The organism is Nostoc sp., from assembly GCF_036917375.1.
Lineage (GTDB): Bacteria > Cyanobacteriota > Cyanobacteriia > Cyanobacteriales > Nostocaceae > Nostoc.
In genome coordinates this window covers 1-21,292 of the sequence record NZ_JBALDN010000034.1, presented here as the reverse complement: position 1 = coordinate 21,292, position 21,292 = coordinate 1, and the positions used below count along the sequence as shown (strand labels likewise).

The following is a 21,292-nucleotide window of genomic DNA, read 5'->3' as shown; positions in this document are numbered from 1 at the left end:
AGATTTCAACATGACATAAATAATTCTAAAAATTGAATAAAAGATAAATCAAATAAATCAACTTTTCTTCAAAATCTGAATTAGCTTATTTCACCTGAATGATTAATCATTAATACTAAAATAATTGAATTATTGAATACATAAAATTATGTTTATCTAGAGAATAAAACTTTTATGTAAAATATTCAACGTGGCGGATTTCATGACGACCATGCCCATATTCTTCTCTTTTATATGTGCTATGTTGAAACTCTTGAAAACCCGTCTTTATCTCTGATTTCAATAGCTTTTCTACTTGATCGTACAGATTACCTTGATTCTTTTTTAGGGTAATCACGTAATCTGCATTCTGTTGTGTAATCAACTTCACAATTTCTTTTTGGCATCCGATTGCATCAATCGTCACGATACATCCAGATAGTTCTAATAACTTTAATAATTCTGGAATTGCCGTGATTTCATTCGATTCTCCGTCTACCTTTACTTGTCCTAAAACTAATTTATTTGTTGTTGCCCAAGCACTCACCATTTGAATTGCACAAGAGTCAGTACTTTTATCATAAGAACCACGTAAAGTTTTACCATCAATTGCAACAACTTCTCCTTCAGTTGTTTTCTGTATTGATTTCATCCAATTTAAGAAACATGTTTGAAATTGCTGCGGATCTATTTGTGCAAATGTATCGTGTGATGGTATCCCATTTGGTAAATCCAAAAACGTTTTTAACCACTCATACTTCGTACAGCCATACAGTTCTATCGCTACCCAACTATCCGCTCCACATATCACTGCACAAATGGCGATAGTCAAAATATCAATTAAATTGTGTCGCTTCGTGCGATCTATTCGTGGGTCTGACATCTGTGCAAAATGGTCAGCAATTGTGATTTTGGGCTTGAGTTTCACGCTTTATGGGGCAATATTGCTGCTTTTACAATGACTTTACCATCAGGCGTTGCATTGCTTACATCCATACCACGCGATCGCTGTCTTTATCTTTTCTATGTAGTACATGAATACTAATATACACATCTCTACTTACTACTTTGTCAATATTTAGATGCGTTTGCCCTGCTCTGCCATCGCTTTAGTTGTATTATGTTTAACTTTATTAATTTGTTGTGTAGAGATTAAGTCAGATGATATTTTACTCGACAGACTTAATTTCTCGTGATTAATGATACTTTTAGTCATTTCCTCGATTACCCAATAGCTCAATCAAGCAATAGGTTAACAATAGGTTAAATGTAACATGTGGCTTTGAGGTTAAATCTATTTCTTGCGGATTATTTTCTATTAAAAGTTATTAAGATTTGCTGTTCATATTCTTGTTTAGTAAATACGTCTAAAGTAAGTAAACCAAAAAATTTTTCCATCAGGACTCGCACGATTATACTGACGGGGCTGGCTTCTACAAAAGCATCAAATATGGGAGATGGCATCAGCGCTTAAGTATAATTTTAGTCTTACCTAAGAAGTGGGTAGCTGCCAATCCTGGCTGCCTACCATTTTCGTTAGAGTTAGGCCTTCAAGAAAGTGAGAGATGATGGCTGAAACTTAAAACTTATTTTGGAACTTACATAATAAATGCTTAAACTATCTGTGATAAACCTTTATTAAGTTATTTCTTTACTCACTCCTCAGTGAGTAGTGTATGCGATCGCCCTTTATAAGTGCCCATTCACAAAGGGACATGTTTGGCAAATTAGCATTGCCTCCCATTTTTTAGATGTTAGTCCTGATTCCATGTATGACTAGGCTTTAAGCTAAAAGTGACAATAGAGATCGGCTCTTTAAAAGGCTGGTCATGAACTTTTGCTGTAACAAATAGGTATTCATAATTTATGAATGGGCACAAGCCAAAACGAAATCGTGGCGTTATCCTCACTCGTGAAGGCTGGCAAAAGCTTCAAAAGGCGAAACTTGAAGGGGAACTTCGAGAAAAATCCGGCTCTAAGTACACCTTGGAAGAAATAAGTGAACGCGCTGGATTAACTTCAAATACAGTTGCAAAGATACTTACCAACCAAGAAGGGGTTGACAAACGAACGCTAGTTTATTTATTCATGGCGTTTAACTTAGAGCTAAATCGCCAAGATTATTTTAAGCTAAATACTGATTTGGAGAGACTTCAAGCCTCGAAATTCCCCAAACGTGTTGATTGGGGAGAGATGGTGGATGTATCTGTTTTCTATGGACGCACAGATGAACTGACTCTACTAGAGCAATGGCTAATCCAGGAACGCTGTCGAGTAGTGGCGCTGCTAGGAATGGGAGGAATTGGTAAAACCTCTCTAGCTGCCAAGTTATCACAAAAGGTTCAAGGATGGTTTGAGTACATTATTTGGCGATCGCTCTATAATGCTCCCCCACTTTTTGACCTGCTGGCAAATTTAATTCAATTTTTATCTAACCAGCAAGTATTAGAAACTAACTTAGCAAAAAGTGTAGATAGCAGAATATCACAACTAATTGAATATTTGCAGAAACAGCGCTGTTTAATCGTATTAGATAATGTTGAGACTATTTTGCAGACAGGCGCTTATGCTGGATGTTATCGAGAAGGCTATGAAGATTATGGCTTACTAATCGAACGCTTGGGACAAGTTATGCATCAAAGTACCTTGCTGCTGACTTCACGTGAAAAACCCAAAGATATAGCATCACTCGCAGGAGAAACACTGGCTGTTCGCTCATTACAAGTGAGGGGTCTGAAAGAAGAAGAAGGAAAAAAAATTTTTTACCTCAAAGGTCTTTCTGGAGCAGAGTCACAACAGAAAGCACTGATTGAGCTTTATTCTGGTAATCCATTGGCTTTGAAGATAGTTGCAACGACTATTCAAGATGTCTTCAATGGCGATCTTTCTGAGTTTTTGAAGCAAAAGACAGCTATTTTTGGCGATATCTGTGCTGTTTTAGAACAACAATTTGAGCGTTTATCTAATTTAGAACGTGTGGTTATGTACTGGCTGGCAATTAATCGCGAGCCAATTTCACTCTGCAATTTGCAAGAAGATTTAACTTCATTAGTAATACCACACAAGTTATTAGAAGCTCTAGAATCTTTGATCGGGCGAAGTCTCATCGATAAATTTCAGCCAACGCTAAATGGAAAAAGTGCTTTACTCTTCGCATTACACTCTGTAGTAATGGAGTATGTGACTAGTAAATTAATCGATCAGACTTATCAAGAAATCACAACTCAAGAGATTGTGCTTCTTAAGTATTATGCTTTAAGTAAAGCTCAGTCCAAAGACTACACTAGAGAAACTCAAATACGCTTAATTATTAAGCCCGTTATAGATGAACTTATCACTATTTTTAAAACCCAAACAAGACTAGAAAATCATTTAAACGAAATCTTAGTCAAGCTGCAAGGAGAATCTCCACTGGAACCTGGGTATACAAGCGGAAATATTCTCAACTTACTGCGTCAGTTAAAGACAGATTTAAGAGGTTATGATTTTTCTAACCTAAGCGTTTGGCAAGTAGATATGCGGGGTATAAGTTTACCTCAAGTCAATTTCCAAAACGCTAATTTATCTAAATCGGTTTTTACTAAAAATTTCAGTAAAATTTCCGCAGTAGCATTCAGTCCCGACGGAAAGATTTTAGCGGCGAGTGACGCAAATGGCAAGATTTGCTTGTGGCGAGACTTTGCTCAGGGCGAACAACTTTTGACCTGTTTAGGACATATTGATTGGGTTCGAGCGATCGCCTTCAGTCCGAATGGTAGTACTCTTTGCAGTGGAGGTACTGACCACAATCTGAAATTGTGGGATGTTAACACAGGTAAATGCTTGAAAACTTTAACAGGACATCCTGAGCGGGTACAATCTGTTGCCTTCAGTCCTCAAGGTGAAATTCTAGCTTCTGGCAGCGACGATCGAGCAGTGCGTTTGTGGAGTATTCCGGATAGTAAGTGTTACAAAACTTTATGGGAACATACTGATTCAGTATTATCTGTAGTTTTTAATCCTCAAGGTAAAATTCTCGCCAGTGCTAGCAGCGATAAAACCGTGAAGCTCTGGAATTTCCGCACAGGGGAATGCCTCAAAACTTTGCAGGGACACACCAGTTCGGTTTCCTCTGTTGCTTTCAATCTGGATGGTCAAACCTTGGTTAGTGGTGGTGATGACCAAACTGTGAAACTCTGGAGTATCTTCGATGGGACGTGCCTGAGAACTTTCCAAGGACATAGTGACAGAGTTAGGTCAGTCGCCTTTGCTCCTAATGGTAATATTCTGGCTAGCGGCAGTGATGACCAAACTGTAAAGCTATGGAATTTCCGCACAGGAGAGTGCCTCAAAACTTTACAGGGACACACAAGTTTTGTCTGGTCTGTTGTTTTCAGTCCAGATGGTCAAACCTTGGTCAGTGGTAGTGATGACCAAACTGTGAGGTTTTGGGATGTTAGCACTGGTCAAGCCTTAAGAAACTTGCAGGGATACAATAATGGGGTGTGGTCTGTTGCCTTTGCTCCTAGTGGTCAGACCATAATTAGTAGCAGTAATGACCAAACCGTAAAACTCTGGGATGTCGGGGATGGGAAGTGCTACAAAACTTTGCAGGGACACCCTAATCGAGTCCGAACCGTTGCCTTTAGTCCTCAAGGTAATATCTTGGCAAGTGGCAGTTACGATCGACTTGTGAGATTGTGGGATAGCAGAACCTGCCAATGCTGCAACATCTTACAGGGACATACTGGGTGGATAAAGTCAGTTGCCTTTGCTCCTGGAGGTAAAATTCTGGCCAGTGGCAGTGATGACAAAACTGTAAGGCTTTGGGATGTCAATACTGGTCAAGTTTTGAAGATTTTGGAACATAGTCATGGGGTATGGTCGGTTGCTTTCAGTCCTGAAGGTAAAATTCTGGCCAGTGGCAGTGATGACCAAACAGTGAAACTCTGGGATATTAGCACAAGTGAATGTTTCAAAATTTTGTCGGGACATACAAGTTGGGTATTGTCAGTTGCTTTCAGTCCTGAAGGTAAGACCTTAGCGAGTAGCAGTAAAGATAAAACTGTGAAGCTTTGGGATGTTAGCACAGGTGAATGTCTCAAAATTTTGTTAGGACACACAAGCTGGGTATTATCAGTTGCTTTTAGTCCTGAAGGTAAACTTTTGGCTAGCGGGAGCGTAGATCAAACCGTAAAGTTGTGGGATGTCCATTCCGGTCAATGTATCAAAACTTTGCATGGTCATACCCACTGGATAAGATCGGTTGCCTTTAGTCCGGATGGTCGAACTCTGGTAAGTGGCAGCGAAGATGAAACTGTTAAATTATGGGATGTTTTGACAGGAGAATGCCTAAAAACTTTAAGAAACGAAAGACCTTATGAGGGAATGAACATTACTGGTGTTACAGGTTTAACTCAAGCAACTATTGCTTCTCTGAAAGTTTTAGGAGCAATTCAAAATTGACTTTCTCCTTGGGTTGACTTCGCTTCACTTTGTGTTGAGCCTGGGGCTAAGACACGGCTTTTGAATTTATTTGTTGCATATAAAAAATTACAGATATTTGAAAACTCATAACCTATTGCGTATTTAACTTGCTTGCATAAATTGGAGATTTAACTGCCTATTTTTGCCTATTTTAGGGACTTGGACTTTGTTCTGGAAAGTTAGATATACGATAGCTTACCTTCTAAGTATGAGTTTCCAAAGTTACCAACAACTTTAGCTACCCTCTAAATATTTTTTAAGTGAGCGTACCATCTCTCAAGTTACATCGCTTTTTGTTCGCTGCATTTCTCACAATATTCCTCCAAAATTATTTTCTCGTTTGCCGGAAATTGAATTTTTAAATTAGCAGCATTTTTCTAGCTATTGTAATTGACTTTTAATGAGTTTTCAAGTACCGTTATATAGTAAACTACTTAGTAATCAAAATTAACTAAAGTTATCAAAAGCAAATTAAAATTTGCTTCTATTCTTCTATTAAAGTAAATAATTTTTAACTTAATTCAGAGGATATTTATCAAGAAAATTATGGTTTATTGGGTATCAATTTACAAATGAACTCTTAGTTGGCTAATAATAGATTTGTCGATTAATAACGTCTAAATAATTAAGCTGTTCTACTCTTTCGGTTTTAGCTATCTGAAATCAGATTTCTGAAATCTATGCTATCAGTAGGCTTGCCCAATTATTTAGGTTTGTTATAACAACTCTAATTTACTAATAATTCCCTTTTCTACACGCCACCGATAGAAACCTATTACTCCAAATACAATTCTTCCTAAGAAATTATGAAACCGGAGAAACCCAAACGTAATCGTGGGCTTATACTGACTCGTGAAGGCTGGCAAAAGCTTCAGAATGCCAAACTTGAGTGGGAATTTAGGGAAAATAATGGCTCCAAATGTACCTTAGAAGAATTAAGCGAACAAGCTGGGATCACTCCTGTAACCTTTAGAAAGGTAGTAACTCGCGAAACCGGGGTTGACAAACGGACACTTGTGCGTTTGTTTATGATGTTTAATTTAGAATTGGATGTAAGCGATTATACAAGCCCAGATTCTAATTTAAAAGGGCAGGAAGACTTGAAGAACCCCAAGCGTGTTGATTGGGGAGAGATGGTAGATGTATCTGTTTTCTATGGACGTACAGATGAACTGACTCTACTAGAGCAATGGCTAATCCAAGAACGCTGTCGAGTAGTGGCGCTGTTAGGAATGGGAGGAATCGGTAAAACCTCCCTTGCTGCCAAGTTATCACAAAAGGTTCAAGGATGGTTTGAGTACATTATTTGGCGATCGCTCTACAATGCTCCCCCACTTTTTGACCTGCTGGCAAATTTAATTCAATTTTTATCTCACGAGCAAGTATTAGAAACAGACTTAGCAAAAAGTGTAGATGGCAGAATATCACAACTAATTGAATATTTGCAGAAACAGCGCTGTTTAATCGTATTAGATAATGTTGAGACTATTTTGCAAGCAGGCGCTTGTGCTGGATGCTATCGAGAAGGCTATGAAGATTATGGCTTACTGATCGAACGCTTGGGACAAGTCATGCATCAAAGTACCTTGCTGCTGACTTCTCGCGAAAAACCTCAAGATGTGGCATCACACGAAGGACAAGCACTACCTGTTCGTTCATTGCAACTCAGTGGTTTAGAGGTTGTAGCAGGGCAAAAAATCTTTGAAGCCAAAGGTTTTTCTGGCTCAGAGTCAGAATTACCAGCAGTAGTCGAGCGTTATGCAGGCAATGCCTTAGCTTTGAAGATAGTAGCGACAACAATCCAAGATGTTTTTGATGGTAATGTCGCTGAATTTCTGCAACATTACACAGCTGTTTTTGGCAGCATTCGCGATCTGCTAGACCAGCAGTTTTCGCGCTTGGCAAATTTAGAGAAGGATATTATGTACTGGCTAGCAATCAATCGCGAGCCAGTTTCATTATCAGAAATACGAGAGGATATTGTATCACCAATTCCACCACAAAACTTACTGGAGGCTCTGGAATCTCTGGCAAGGCGATCGCTAGTTGAGAAAAACACAACACTCTTCACACTACAACCTGTAGTCATGGAGTATGTAACTCAGCGATTGATAGAAATAGTTTGTCAGGAGATTAAAACTCAGAATCTTGATTTGTTCAGGTGTCATGCCTTGATGAAAGCGACGGCAAAAGACTACGTGAGGGAAACTCAAATTCGCGTCATCCTGAAGCCAGTTATAGATGGCTTAGTCGCTGTCTTAAGAAGCAAAAGAAACCTAGAAAATCAGCTGACTGAAATTATAGCAAAGTCACGAAGAACATCACCCTTAGAACATAGTTATACAGCTGGGAATGTTCTCAATCTGCTTTGTTATTTAGGAACTGACCTCAGCGGTTATGATTTTTCTTTTCTGAGTGTTTGGCAAGCAGACCTACGAAATGTGAAATTGCACGATGTCAATTTTCAAAACGCCAATTTCGATCGGTCTGTTTTTGCTGAAACTTTTGGTGGAGTTTCATCGGTAGCCTTTAGCCCCGATGGAAAACTTTTGGCAATGGGTGATACTGGTGGCGAGATCCACTTTTACCAAGTTTCGGATTGGAAGCACTTTCTAACTTGTAAGGGACATACTAACTGGATTCCTTCACTAGCCTTTAGTCCAGATGGTAGTATCCTTGCTAGTGGGAGCAGTGACTATACCGTGCGCCTGTGGGATATTGGCAGAGGGCGATGTCTGCAAACCTTTCAAAAACATAGTAATGAGATTTGGTCAGTAGCCTTTAGTCCAGATGGTAACACGTTAGTCAGTGCCAGTAACGATCGCACAATAAAGCTATGGGATGTTAGGACTGGTGAATGCCTGAGAACTTTTTCGGGGCATACAAATTGGGTAATATCAGTAGCCTTTAGTCCAGACGGAAAGACCCTAGCGAGCGGTAGTGATGACAACACAGTTAGGTTGTGGGATATTAACAGTGATGAATGCAAAAGAATTTTTCATGGACATGATGATGGGGTACGGTCAATCACTTTCAGTCCAGACGGCCAAATACTAGTGAGTAGTAGCGATGACCACACAGTGAAATTGTGGGACTTAAACACTGGTGAATGTATCAAAAGTCTACATGGGCATCGTGCCCCAGTTTGGTCATCTGCAATTAGTCCTCAAGGCAATTTCATCGCTAGTGGTAGTCTCGACCAGACAGTGAGGCTATGGAACATTAGCACTGGTGAATGTCTGAGAACTCTTGAAGGACATTCTGGTTGGGTGCTTTCTGTTGCCTTTAATTTGCAAAGCGATCTTCTTGCCAGTAGCAGTGATGACCAAACCATAAAAGTATGGAACGTTAGCACTGGTCAATGTCTTAAAACTTTCGTTGGGTATACTAGCCATTCCTGGTCAGTTGCCTTTAGTTCAGATAGAAGAACGCTGGCAAGTGGCAGTCAAGACCGCGCAGTGAGACTATGGGATATCAATACGGGTAAAGCCTTGCAAACTTTCCTGAGGCATTGTGGTGCAGTTCGATCGGTTGCCTTCAGTCGAGATGGGCAAATGTTGATAAGCGGCAGTGACGATCGAACCATGAAGCTATGGAATGTGAATACGGGTCAAGCCTTGCAAACCTTCCTGGGACATCGTGCTGCGGTTACGTCAGTCGCCTTCAGTCCAGGTGGGCAAATGTTGGTAAGCGGTAGTGACGATCAAACTGTGAAGCTATGGGATGTAAATACAGGTCAAGCCTTGCAAACGTTCCTGGGACATCATGCTGCGGTTTCATCAGTCGCCTTCAGTCCAGATGGGAGGACAGTGGCGAGTGGTGGATGGGATCACACAATAAAGTTCTGGGATGTTAGTACTGGTGAGTGCAAAGAAACCCTAAAAGGACATAAAAATTGGGTTTGGTCAATTGCTTTTAGTCCAGATGGTGAACTGCTGGCAAGCGGTGGTTATGACGGAACAATCCGGTTGTGGAGTGTCAAAAATAGTACTTGTTTCAAGATTTTTAAGGTTGGTGAGAATAATTCTATCGTTAAAACAGTCGCCTTTAGTGAAGATGGTCAAACCCTAGCTAGTAGCAGTCCCGATCATACAATAAAGTTGTGGGATCTCAGTACTGGTGAGTGCAAAAAAATATTGTGCGGACATTCGGCTTTCGTCTGGTCAGTAGCTTTTAGCCCAGATAATCAAACTTTGGCTAGTAGCAGCACTGACGATACAATTCGACTTTGGAATGTGAGTGCGAGTGAGTGCTTAAAGATTTTGAAACCTAAGAAATTGTATGAGGGAACAAATATTCAAGAGGTTACAGGTATAACTGGCGCAACGATTTCTGTGTTGAAACTTCTTGGAGCAGTTACTTCCGAAAATAGCTTATCTAACAGTTAAATTATTCCAGATATCTCTAACTATTAACCACAAGTTGGAAAGCTTTATAAGCTTTGTACAAAGTAAAAGATGTAATAATAAACAGGACAAAGCCAAAGACTTACAAAGATTAGTTATACCAAACCTGAAGAGACTACACTCCCTAGAGAAACTCACCACAAAATATGACTGAAATATCAGGTAATAAGCGTTAATCCCTGACTGTCTATTTGTCACAGTAGTTAGGTTAAACCAGCCTCAAAGCTTCTTTAAACACTCACTTGATAGTGACTAGACAATCAGGGACATCATGTGTTAGCTCAAACCTGATTTATTAAAATACACAGGTAAGCAACAATTAAACATCGCTGCCGTCAATATCGCTTGGCAATCCTCGCGCGAATTCCTTAACCATAATGCTTTCCAAATCGATCTCCATGTTATCCAAAACCTCTAAGCTGTTCTTAATGAGGCTGCAATAATCGGGACTCAAAAATTGCCGATCGATAACTGTAGCTGGTGTAGTTTCTATTGATTGCCGATCGATAACTGTAGCGGTTGTAGTTTTCATTCTCTTCTCCTTGTAGCTATTTGAGTTATATTGTTAAAGGTGTTTTAGACGAGTTGTCTTTGGTTGTTCGGGAATTAAGCGAGCACTAGTGGTTTTAAAACATTCTCAATTTCCTCATCTGATATGTAGTTTTCCTTAGGTGGGCTAAAGCGCAACAACGCTGCTTTGTAACAGGCTCTCGCAACGCGAACACGCTCATCATCACTAAGCTCTGCAATCATCTCAATCGTGTCCTCTACATGCTTCACATCACTGCCAACGGCACTATGTACCCGCAGGCAGCGGGTAGCATTGGTATCCGGTGGTAGCAATGCCTCTACCATCTGGATATACTCCACTCCTCTGCATATCGCTAGGCGTTCCCCGGTATAGGAATACCCCACGCAACCGATTGGATCTGAGTCCCGCACGCTTCTGGTAAAGTGATCCATCAAAGCCTTTGCAGCGGGAGGAACAAGTGCTTCCACAACAGCCTCGGCTTTATATCCCATCGACCGGATATCGAGCAAGGCAAGTTGGTCGTGACCCGCTTCCTCTCTCGCTTTTTCTGTAGCCCATTGTGCTAAACTCTTACGGTTTGCAAAAGCAAAGCTTTGAGCAGCTTCCTCCATCAGTCGAGTGGTGGAGTGGCACAGATGGTAAAGCCCTGTAAGTCGCCATACCCAGCGTGTACGGGTCAGTTTTGGTGGTCTGCGATCGCTCTTGACTGTGTACCAAGCATCTGCGATCGCTCTATCTAAAAGCTTCTGAGTTTGAGCTAACCTCTGTGCATCAATTATATTTAAGGCGGAGCGATCGCCACCTTTTGCAGAACTGGCTCGATGCCTTTGAGTGTAGTTAGCAGTCTCGATCGCTGTTTCGTCAGGCACTAAACACGCTGATTCAGTATTAATTAACAAGTCATTACGCATAGTTCGTTTCCTAACTTACATTTAAGTAAATTGAACTGTCTTACAGCTTGTGGTATTGGAATGCTAGAGGAATGCGATCGCCTACGGTGGGCGGTTACGCCATCGCACCTATCGAAATACCAAATGCATATTGCATTTTTATGTCTTCCAGCATCTTGAGCGCCGCCTTAGCTACCAAGATATGGAAATTTGCCGACTTTCTTTGATAAACGCAATGTCCAATTGTGAGTTTCGCTGGACATCGCAACAAAAGGGGTAGTTAAAGATGACTTAGATGGCGAGAAAATCCCATATCCTTAGGACTTATGTATTGACAGAAACCTGATTGACAAACGGCTTCATTCGTGTATAAGGCTTAGGGAAACTAACAGGAAGCTTTTATGTTATGACTAAATCAATTGCATACAGGATGTGTTTTATTACCATCCTGCACATTTAATTAGAAGCAACGGTTATTTCGATCGGATAGTGTCAAACAAAGTCCAAACTGCCCTTTAGTTGCAGTGCTGGTTAAAGAAGCAAAGCATGAGCATTGTCATCTGTCTTCCCTATTGCAAACCTCCGTCATAGAGGTATTCCACTTAGTGGCGAGAGAATTAGAAGTAAATACTCCTGCATCTCGTATCCTGCCAAAGTGCCTTGCTGGTAGTCAAAACCGTTCGGTAGCAGACTCAATCTGCAACCGAAGGAGTTTATCCAGAGGCAATGTATACGAATCTAAAGTTTCGCAGCATTGCTAATACTCATCTTACGCACCTTCATTTATGTGGTTGGTTGACTGATGCCTGTTGCAGTTAAGTTTGCTAACTTTACAAAACTTTTGCAACTCAAGATAAGAAACTTAAGATAAAGATAAGTTCTTTTTTTCCTGTGACATTCTCCCCTTCAAATTTAAAGTTGCACAGACAAATGTACTATTTCGCCTAAAAAGCTTGATACGCGAGCAATAGCGCGATTTTATTTTTCAAAAACGTACAAAAACCTACATCTGTAAAAACTGCTTTGGCAAAAGATAACATCTTAGTGCAGCTTTGCATAAGTTCTTAGCGAATTAAATTTGGTAAGACTGTGCTAGGACTTATGCATTGACAGGAAACCCAAATAATGGTAGAAGTTTTAGCCATTTAACCTTGATTTTTGACACTTTTTAGGCGATGCCTGCCCTGCGGTGGCCACTGAGCGACTTGCCTTGAGCGTTCGCGTAGCGTCTCGTAGAGAAGTCGAAAGGAGCCGAAGGGCGGGCTACGCCTACGCTATTTATCGAAGGATGATTGATAAATGCCTGAAATGACCTATTTTGGTTGATGTACAAAAACTGTGTGCTTACTGAAATAACCGACTGCTTAAGAATGGTACAAGATGCAAATTTTAGCAAAGTTAGCAAAACCTGTTATTTCCATTTAGCGTTGGCTAAAAACCTCTTCAGTTGGAGCTTTGCCTAAAATTAACTTGAAAAACACAAACTTTTCCGCTTAAGTTTTCTATCTTAACTAGCTAAAACAAATGTTGAAATAGATAATTATACGCAAAGATATTGGGAAAAATACTCACTCTCAATATCTTTTACCACTAACTTACTCAGTTATATCCCCCGATTGATACATGGGGCTTTCTCCTCTAATTTTGCTAGCTGCTAAAAGATTGTAGAGGCTTGAAATGACGAAGCGAACCAACTACTACAACGATCTGTTAGTAGATTACTCCAAGCCGGAGCTAGTTTCTAATGAACTAGCAATAAAACTACTTAGAGATTCAGAGACATATCTTTCTCTACGTAATGATACTTTACCTGAAATAACTCTAGAATACAGTTTAGAGCAAGTAGAACAGGAAAATAAACATTGGTGGCCAACCCACTGTGAAGCGCTACGACAAGGACGAGGAGATATTTTAGCAGATGAGTATGCCAATAATCTTGTATATTTCTGTGCTGATGGACCTTTTTATGGCAGAACCGCAGCGACAGATAGAGAAGTAAGCAGGTGGGCAATTCTTGCTCAACCAAGCGTAACAATAGCTTGGCCAATTATTATGTTCAATAGTGAAGTTATCTATTCTGAATGGAATTGTTTCGATGATGAAACGAACGAAGTCATCGCCAAGGGAAACGAAACTTTGCTTCGACGTGGACATCGAGGTGCGTGCTACTTAAAATGCGAGCAACTTAGTTTTTATCGTGACGTTTATGCCTCTGATGAATTGCTGTATTGGATCAGGCGTTGACTAAATTAGTTATCAGTGTAAATTTATAAATGAATGAATGAATGAATGAATGAATGAATAAAACTTATAAAATTCAGTGAATTATTTTCTGGGGTTAACTGAGACTTTATATGAAATGAAAAATATTTAGATTCGCCTGTAGTTCAGATAAGTTGAGATAACATCCAAGTGTATTTAATACAATGAATGAGGCTAAAGTGATGGACTACAATTATTTATTAAATGGCATCGACTCTCATAATGTTAACATCGCTATTAATACGGCGATACTGACAAGTTTTGAAAAGTTCTTGTTTCAGTCCCAACCTTTGTTAAGCCAGGTTTTTCGATTTATTGAGACAAATTATCATAATTCAATTAGTCTTAGAGAGGTGGCTGAGGCGGTCAGTCGATCCCCTGCCTACCTCACCGACCTTGTACGGCGAGAGACTGGAAAAACCGTACTCTGTTGGATTGTTGAGCGTCGTATGGTAGAGGCACGCCGTCTGCTTATAGAAACAGACCAATCGGTAGAGCAGATTGCTGAAGCTGTGGGTTATCTAGATAGACGCCATTTCGGTCGCCAATTCCTCCGGCTCCACAAGACAACCCCGCAAACATGGCGAAGGTCGCATCGGAGTAAGAGCATCCCATGTTGGCAAAGAGTCCCGCAAGAGGCAAGCTCAAGTGAATTAATCAACCAAGAACCCACAACTGTAACTTTTGCAGAAGCTCAACGGTTGCAAGCCTGTATCCAAGAGATTGCTGCGATTTTTAATAAGAGTACTGTTGCTAATGAAGTACTTATGTTAAAAAGCGAAAATGGTTCGGTTGCAAAAATAGACAATGGTTTGATACACATAACCTTAGTTTCAACTTGCGAATCGTGTTGAAATCATTTTTGACTTTTATTTAAGTTTGGGAGATTTGTAATTAAACATTATCATTATCCAAAAATGATTTATGCTTTTGAATTTGAACAAAACTAATCTATATGTTTTTGTGCATTTTTGTAGCAAAATAGCTGATTTTCGAGTATAAATTTAGTTTTTTTGCAAAGACGCAAATGAAACAGGTTAAAATTTTGAGATTTTGAATTTAATATTTGAATTCATCAATGTTATATTGGCTTATTAGACCTCTGGCAAAATTACTTTTACAAAAGTTAGGAACAGGAGAATAAAAAACGGTTAAAGAGACTGAATTTCCCTATAATCTTTAATCTCGCTTCTTTCCTCAAGTTCTGCAATAAGTCTATCGATCGTTAGATGGAGTCCCTAACTAATCAAAGCTTAAGAGCAATTAGCAGTCAACAGTCAACTCTTAACCAGCAAAACACCCTTTAAGTTTTTAATCCTACAAATATGAATCCTAATTTAATTGCTGCGGTAATTAATAACAACCTTAAAGATGCTAAAAAATTCATAGAAACTGGCGTAAACGTTGACCAAACAGACAGCAGTGGAAATAGCCTCCTGATCATCAGTTCTGCTAACGGTCAATCAGAAATGGTAAAACTACTCCTTGACGCTGGTGCTGATATTCACGCGGTTGACTCCAATATGAAGGCCACTGCACTTCACGCCTCTGCCTATTTGAGACATCCAGAGGTTATGAAAATTCTGATTGAATATGGGATTAATATAGATGCCCAAGGCCCTTATAACGGATATACTGCACTACACGATGCAGTTTGGCAGGACAATATTGAAGGAGTCAGGCTCTTGGTAAACGCAGGTGCTCGCTTAGATATCAAAGGTAAGAACGGAAACACTCCTTTAGATATTGCCAAAAAAAATGGGCGTAAAGAGATTGTTGCCATGCTTTCTGGGTAATAAGCAGACTGTGCTTGAATCTCAAATTTATTGATTTCTACTTGCATCGCCTAAATACTATACCTGCCTTATTAAAACAGAATTCAGAAGTAATTTTGTACGACTGGCAGATAGCGCAGCTAAACCGTGTCCGCGTACTCCTGTACTCCTACCCCTTCATTTCTCACAAGCGGTGCGTAGCTTGCCGCCGTAGGCATCGCTATTACCCAAACCTTTATTGAGCTTAGATTTGGACTGTTTTAGATACTGCACGAATTACAACAGTATCTGAACGGGGTATTTTATCTCAAGTCTAAGTGGCATAAACGTTTTGGGTTAGTGTTTAAATAAATCTTTGTGAGAAATCCGGGCTACGGAGAAGCAAGCTATGCGTAGCGTCTAGTAGAGAGTGTCTTGATTCTGACTGCTGAATTCTTCAATTTCAAGACAAGTCTATGAAGCAAGCTATGCGTAGCGTCTAGTAGAGAGTGTCTTGATTCTGACTGCTGAATTCTTCAATTTCAAGACAAGTCTATTGATTAAACAGTTAATATCTGAAAGGAGCTTTTGAGTTGTCGCTGTATAAGACAAAAATTCTGATACTAAAATCTAAAACCGCATAGCTTGATTGATATATATTTCAATATCTTTGCCTGCGTGCAAAAACCAAATATTAGTACCTTGCATCCTTATTTGAGAGATAGCCTGTTGATTTCGCTGGGAAATTTTGGGAACTATAGTGTTTATGCCGCCTTCTACCAAACCTGCTAAGATGTTGCCTCTAGAGTTATTACTGGTATATTCTGTGCTGTTGCTGGTTATAGTAATTTGGGAATCAGTACGATTATATAACTCTCCTGCTTTACCAGCAGCACCTAAGAAAAATAATCCTACATCCATCCCAGTAATGGATGATCCTTGATTAGGAAATTGGTTTGCTATTAAAGGTTTACCTTGGGGAGCGCGAATAGTCATAGCATTTTGCGGTAAGCTTTTTTCTGTGAGGGTGCGATTATTTTGCACAATGACTTTTACTACATCCAGCTTTAGTAAACCCTGTTGGGAAATAGAACTAACTTCAGTTAATAACTCGGTGTTAGCAGGTAAAGCGATCGCACCATCGACAGATTTTAATGGTTGTTTTAAACGCACAACAAATACGTTTTTGTTTCCGTCTTGATTTTTGTTACTTTTTGCTTTAGTAGTTTCCCCAAATACAGCTGTTGCTAATACAGCTTTAGCTGTAGTTCCCACTGCTACCAATTTTGAGTTTGGTGATTGTACTTGGCTCACCATATAAGTTGTCCGTGATTGGATTCGGTTAGCATTAGAATTTGGTATCTGTCGCGCCACCTGTATATTTTGTTTATTTGCATAATTATTAATTCTACTATTTGGTTTACTAGTAAAATTTACCTGACCATAGCTACCTATTTTTGCTAACCTTGTCCATGTTGTGATTGGGTTTGGTGCGGGTGGTGGAGTAAAATTAACCACTGATTGCGTGTCTGGCTTTACAGATGACAACTGTAAAGGTTGAGTTACTCGTTTAACTGTGGCTATCCTATACCGAGAAACTATAGGTGTTGGTGTTCTTTGCGGTTGAATTGGCTGTTTATTTTTATCACCTGACGGTTCTACATTTAAAGTTACTACAAGCTGACGAGGCTTTAATTTTTTACTTTCAAGGTTTTGTTGTGTAGCTTTGATCGATTCTGTTTGTTCAGTCAGGGCTAATTTCGTTTTTAGAATTTCTATTTCTTCTTTTAGCCCTTGATAACTGGATGCAGTAGTTAGTTGCGATCGCACTTGTGAGACAACAATATTATTTTTTGGCTTTTCACTGCTGGTGTTTTTCAGCTGGGATAAAAACCCAGCCACGAACAAAACTATAGCTAAGGTAGTAGTCCCCACGAAGCCTAACTTGGCAAACGGGTTAAATGAGAGAAGTTGTTTAGTCTCAAATTCTTGTGGTTGCGAAACTGACTGATCTAAAGCAGTAGAATCTATTAAAGCCGGGACTTCAATGATAGGAGATTCTTCTTCCAAGCCAACCAAACTTGCAATTTGTGATTCCCACTCTAAAGAGTTTATTTCTGATGAAGATTTATCCCAGGTTAGAGTATATAAATTTTGTGCAGATGTTTTTGAAGTAATTGAATCTTTAATCATTGTATAACTGAGGGTTCATTTTTCGAACAATTATTATTTTGTAAGTTATACATTTTATATTTTTAAATTTAATTTTAAATTAGCCCTATTCGACTAGATAAATAAATATAGGAATCATATTTTATTTCTGAAAAAGCTCAGTACGACTAATAAGCTTTATTTCCCGTTACTTGTTGCCCCCTGTCTACGCAAATCACATCATAAATAAGAGCGATTTCTAAACTATTTGAATTATTAACTAATATTTTGTCTAGGGGGTTGTAAACCGATCGTTTAGATACATTCAGATTTTGGCGATCGAATAAATTTTTATCAAGTTTTTTGTGAAATATTCATAATGTAAACAAAGCCTACTTTTGGCAGGCTTTGTTTACATATATCCAAACGTAAGGATGCTAGAGCAATTCTAAAATTTGGTATCATGTCTGGTTGATTGCTTATCATCAACACTTTTGACATTAGTCTCAATTATAAGTGTTCATTCAGACTTGATATTATCTCCATTAACTCATATTATCCTGATAATAATTGTTACCAAGGCAAAGGAAATGGCCCGCCAAACTTTCTCATCTCTGCAAAAAAGCCACCTTGAGAACCACCATCTGGCAGTGTAGCTAAATAAACAGCTGTTTCTGCGCCTTCTTCTGCGGTCAAGGGCGCATCTGCTCCTCCAATATCAGTTTTCATCCATCCAGGAGAATAGTTATTGACTAAAATATTAGTGCCCTTCAATTCCTTTGCTAATAGAGAAGCCAGTCCATTTAAAGCAATTTTTGACAGGCGATATGAGGGAGCCAGAGGATAAAAATCATTACTGATAAAATTCAAGGTTGCCATTTCAGTAGATACATTAACAATGCGCCCATAATTACGCTCTTTCATTAGGGGAATTAGTGCTTGAGACACACGCAAAGGACCAACCGTATTGACTGTAAATGTCGAGATAACTGTATCCAATTTGGCAGTAAGAAGACTGCTTTCCTCCGGTTCTTTTGCAGGGTTTACTCCTGCATTATTGACTAATATGTCTACTCGCCCATACTGTTTGCGTAATGCAGCTGCAAAGTCTTCAACACTTTTATCATCAGTGACATCAAGAGGTAGATAGTCTACTTCCTGACCTTGTGAAGCTAATTTTTCTTTGGCTTCCAATCCTTTTGCTTTATCGCGACCAGTTATAATTACTTGAATATTGTCAAACTTTGCCAATTTTTTAGCAATCTCAAAACCAAGACCTTTGTAGCTTCCTGTAATCACTGCAACTCTTTTTTCTGTACTCATGATTGTATCCTTTGTATATTTTTCGAGAGTGTAAATTAAAACTTACTCACATAGCTTTATACTGGTTCAGCAGCTGGAACTACCAAGAGCCTGGGAATCAGAACGTTACCTGGCTGTTCTAAGATGAAACGAACACAACGAGCAATGTCTGCTGATTGCAGTACACCTCCGGAATAGACAAAACTCTTTTGCTCCTCATCCCACTTCTCATATAAGCCAGTATCTACAGTACCTGGAGCAATGCTTGATACACGAATGTCAGTTCCTGCAAGTTCTACACGCAGGGAATCCGTAAAGGCCTCAATGGCAAATTTAGTACCGCAGTAAGCGCCTAATTGTGGGGTTGTTTTTAGCCCAGCAATACTTGAAGTATTGATTAAAAATCCACTGCCGGATTGCTTAAAGTGTCTCAATGCTGTGTAAGCTATTCTATAAGCAGATTCAACATTGACTCGAACCATCTGGCAAATTGCTTCGATATCAACACTTTCAATTGGGCCTACAGTCATCACGCCTGCGTTGTTGAAAACTACGTCAAGTTGACCAAAAGTTTGGATAGCAAAATCTATCAATTTCTGTGGCAATTCAGAATTTGTAATCTCACCAGGAACTACTTTGGCGTTTTGTAGTTTAGAGGCCAGCCGTTCGAGTTTATCTTGCGATCGCGCTGTGAGTATTAGACTCATACCTGCTGCGTCTAACTCCTTGGCCACTGCCTCGCCGATCCCACCACTAGCTCCAGTGATAATAACAACTTTATTTTGCAAATTCATGTGTCTTTCCTTTGAATTTGTCGTTGGATATGTTACTTAATTTTGCGGTTAGTGTTTTCTCCCTAGTAGCTGAATTAATAGTGGGAAAAGTGTGCTTAACTAGATTTTGCTAGTGTGTAAAAATTAAGGACAAGTGTGATTAATGAGTGATTTCTGCCAATTGCCATCCTAATTTTGTCTCTAGTTTAAGAATTACAAAACACAACCACAAACACAATGGTTAAAGTTTTGAAATAAGGTTGCATTTTTTCGGTTCTACTGTATACCGAACTAAGTTTTAAACTCGACCTAATTCAATCAAAAACTCAGGCTTGCTGAATATGAGTATGAAATTCCCAGATTTTATTTCTCAAACTCTTATACCAATTCTCCAAAATGAGGCAACAGATGTAAATCAGGAAAGTCTTGCTGCATCTAAGTTTCTTAATTGCGAATTGCGTTAGCGTAGCGGGGCGAAGCCCATTGCGAATTGGTATTATTTTCTGCACCTAAATTTCTGATTCCCGAAATTGCAGAACGACCCATTGATGACGAACGAACCGCTAGAGTTGGCAATATACTCTCAAATCGATTGGGCAACTCCCATTTATGCGATCGCTTCTTATAGCTCAATCGCCATTCAAGATTGGTTGATTGATTGGATTGCAGAAAAATTTAATATCCCAGCCAAGCTTTTGCCAGTTTTGGACTCGATTCTGTCTACGCCTTTGAACTCGTCATGGATATCGCAGATCGGTTTGGATCTCATATCCAAACAACGGCTATCTGGGATTTTCTCACCTTTCAGATTTCAGATTTTTATTTTAATCCAAAATCTAACATCTAAAATTGCTCGGTCATAGATGGTCACGCTTTTTTCTTGTTGCTGTGGTTGTGTCTGGTTCATTACCAGTTAAACCCATTGAGTATCAAATGCGTCTTGCCCATGACCGTAAATCAAGTTACCATACTCCTGCCAATGGGCTACTTCTTGCTTGGAAAGTTGGGGTGAGTGTAAGACAGAAAGGTTTTCTTGTAATTGCTGCCTAGTTTTTGGGGCAGTAAGTGCCAAATGTACTGCTGAATTACTTAGCGCATAGCGATAACAGTCTGCTGCTAGTGGTGGTTTATCTTCCCAATGAGGATGACCTTTGAGTAAGGTTTCCCAACGAGTACAGGTAAACGCTACTACCGGAACGCCTGCCTCAAAAGCGCTGGGCAGAACGTCATTTTCAGCTTTGCGATGTGCCATATTGTAGCGGTGCATCAACACATCACACTGATGACGCTCTATCATTTCTAAAGCAATAGCTCGGTTGTGTGTGGTAACTCCCATATAACGCACAAGTCCAGAATCCTTCCACGAGCGAAGTTCATCAAGCAACACCTGAATCTGGGCCATGTCGTCAACAGGCGAAACATATTCAATAAAAAATACATCCACCCGATCGATATTTAAACAATGGCGCACAGAGTCGAGGTAAAGGCGTAAAGATTGTATATCCCGATTTTCACTTCCCGTTGCCACCAAGACTTGCTCACGCTTTGTTACCAATAGAGATTTTAAGCCACCCAAAAAGTTTTCAGATTCCAAATTGTAAAAGAAAAAGTAATTGATTCCCGCTTCAAATGCCAACAAAACAGTTACAGCATCCATCAACTGTTGCCCTGCCAAACCGAGAAGGGAGCAATGCGATTTTGTGAGGTCTGGTCAAAAACAAGCGATCGTTAATCACTTATTACGTATTAGCTAAATATTTAATACAATAATGCTAGT

Annotated in this window: 14 protein-coding genes and 1 pseudogene; 7 read left to right on the top strand and 8 right to left on the bottom strand. The window is 39.5% G+C overall.

The annotated features are described in order from the left end of the window. Positions 1-190: 190 nt before the first annotated feature. Positions 191-907: pseudogene (locus tag V7K45_RS08475) on the bottom strand (ISAs1 family transposase); the annotation flags it as partial. A 150-nt stretch (positions 908-1,057) separates the two neighbouring features. Next, on the bottom strand, positions 1,058-1,195 hold the full coding sequence (locus tag V7K45_RS08470) for a hypothetical protein (protein WP_335002285.1): 138 nt from the start codon (positions 1,193-1,195) through the stop codon (positions 1,058-1,060). Between the two features lie 650 nt (positions 1,196-1,845). Between V7K45_RS08470 and V7K45_RS08465 the strand changes: the two genes are divergently transcribed. Both V7K45_RS08465 and V7K45_RS08460 read left to right on the top strand, forming a co-directional pair. After that, a complete protein-coding gene (locus V7K45_RS08465; protein WP_335002283.1) occupies positions 1,846-5,424 on the top strand; it encodes an NB-ARC domain-containing protein in 3,579 nt (1,192 codons plus the stop codon). 827 nt (positions 5,425-6,251) lie between these two features. Further along, positions 6,252-9,833, top strand: a complete 3,582-nt coding sequence (locus tag V7K45_RS08460; RefSeq protein WP_335002280.1) for an NB-ARC domain-containing protein — start codon at positions 6,252-6,254, stop codon at positions 9,831-9,833. Between the two features lie 337 nt (positions 9,834-10,170). Here V7K45_RS08460 and V7K45_RS08455 read toward each other — a convergent pair whose 3' ends face one another. Beyond that, a complete protein-coding gene (locus V7K45_RS08455) occupies positions 10,171-10,383 on the bottom strand; it encodes a hypothetical protein (RefSeq protein WP_335002278.1) in 213 nt (70 codons plus the stop codon). A gap of 74 nt (positions 10,384-10,457) precedes the next feature. Beyond that, a complete protein-coding gene (locus tag V7K45_RS08450) occupies positions 10,458-11,294 on the bottom strand; it encodes a hypothetical protein (RefSeq protein WP_335002276.1) in 837 nt (278 codons plus the stop codon). Between the two features lie 47 nt (positions 11,295-11,341). Between V7K45_RS08450 and V7K45_RS08445 the strand changes: the two genes are divergently transcribed. The 4 genes from V7K45_RS08445 (at position 11,342) to V7K45_RS08430 (ending at position 15,331) form a co-directional block, all read left to right on the top strand. Continuing rightward, positions 11,342-11,500, top strand: coding sequence for a hypothetical protein (locus tag V7K45_RS08445; protein ID WP_335002274.1), 159 nt, complete (start codon positions 11,342-11,344; stop codon positions 11,498-11,500). 1,450 nt (positions 11,501-12,950) lie between these two features. Next, entirely contained in the window at positions 12,951-13,517 is a 567-nt protein-coding gene (locus V7K45_RS08440; RefSeq protein WP_335002272.1) for a hypothetical protein, read from the top strand. A 182-nt stretch (positions 13,518-13,699) separates the two neighbouring features. Beyond that, positions 13,700-14,389, top strand: coding sequence for an AraC family transcriptional regulator (locus V7K45_RS08435; RefSeq protein WP_335002270.1), 690 nt, complete (start codon positions 13,700-13,702; stop codon positions 14,387-14,389). Positions 14,390-14,860: 471 nt separating this feature from the next. Then, positions 14,861-15,331, top strand: a complete 471-nt coding sequence (locus tag V7K45_RS08430; protein ID WP_335002268.1) for an ankyrin repeat domain-containing protein — start codon at positions 14,861-14,863, stop codon at positions 15,329-15,331. Between the two features lie 588 nt (positions 15,332-15,919). Here the strand turns inward: V7K45_RS08430 and V7K45_RS08425 are convergent. From V7K45_RS08425 to V7K45_RS08415, 3 genes are all read right to left on the bottom strand, one after another. Further along, positions 15,920-17,482 carry a TrbI/VirB10 family protein gene (locus V7K45_RS08425; protein ID WP_335002266.1) on the bottom strand — a complete coding sequence of 521 codons (1,563 nt, stop codon included), beginning with the start codon at positions 17,480-17,482 and terminating at the stop codon, positions 15,920-15,922. 531 nt (positions 17,483-18,013) lie between these two features. After that, entirely contained in the window at positions 18,014-18,763 is a 750-nt protein-coding gene (locus tag V7K45_RS08420) for an SDR family oxidoreductase (RefSeq protein ID WP_335002264.1), read from the bottom strand. A gap of 56 nt (positions 18,764-18,819) precedes the next feature. Beyond that, complete coding sequence (locus V7K45_RS08415; protein ID WP_335002262.1) at positions 18,820-19,536, bottom strand: SDR family oxidoreductase; 717 nt, start codon at positions 19,534-19,536, stop codon at positions 18,820-18,822. Positions 19,537-20,063: 527 nt separating this feature from the next. Here V7K45_RS08415 and V7K45_RS08410 point away from each other — a divergent pair. Further along, a complete protein-coding gene (locus V7K45_RS08410) occupies positions 20,064-20,378 on the top strand; it encodes a hypothetical protein (protein WP_335002260.1) in 315 nt (104 codons plus the stop codon). A gap of 50 nt (positions 20,379-20,428) precedes the next feature. On the opposite strand, the gene V7K45_RS08405 is transcribed toward V7K45_RS08410, so the two are convergent. Next, positions 20,429-21,172 (bottom strand): aldo/keto reductase, encoded by a 744-nt coding sequence (locus tag V7K45_RS08405; RefSeq protein WP_335002258.1) that lies wholly within the window; start codon positions 21,170-21,172, stop codon positions 20,429-20,431. Positions 21,173-21,292: the final 120 nt, after the last annotated feature.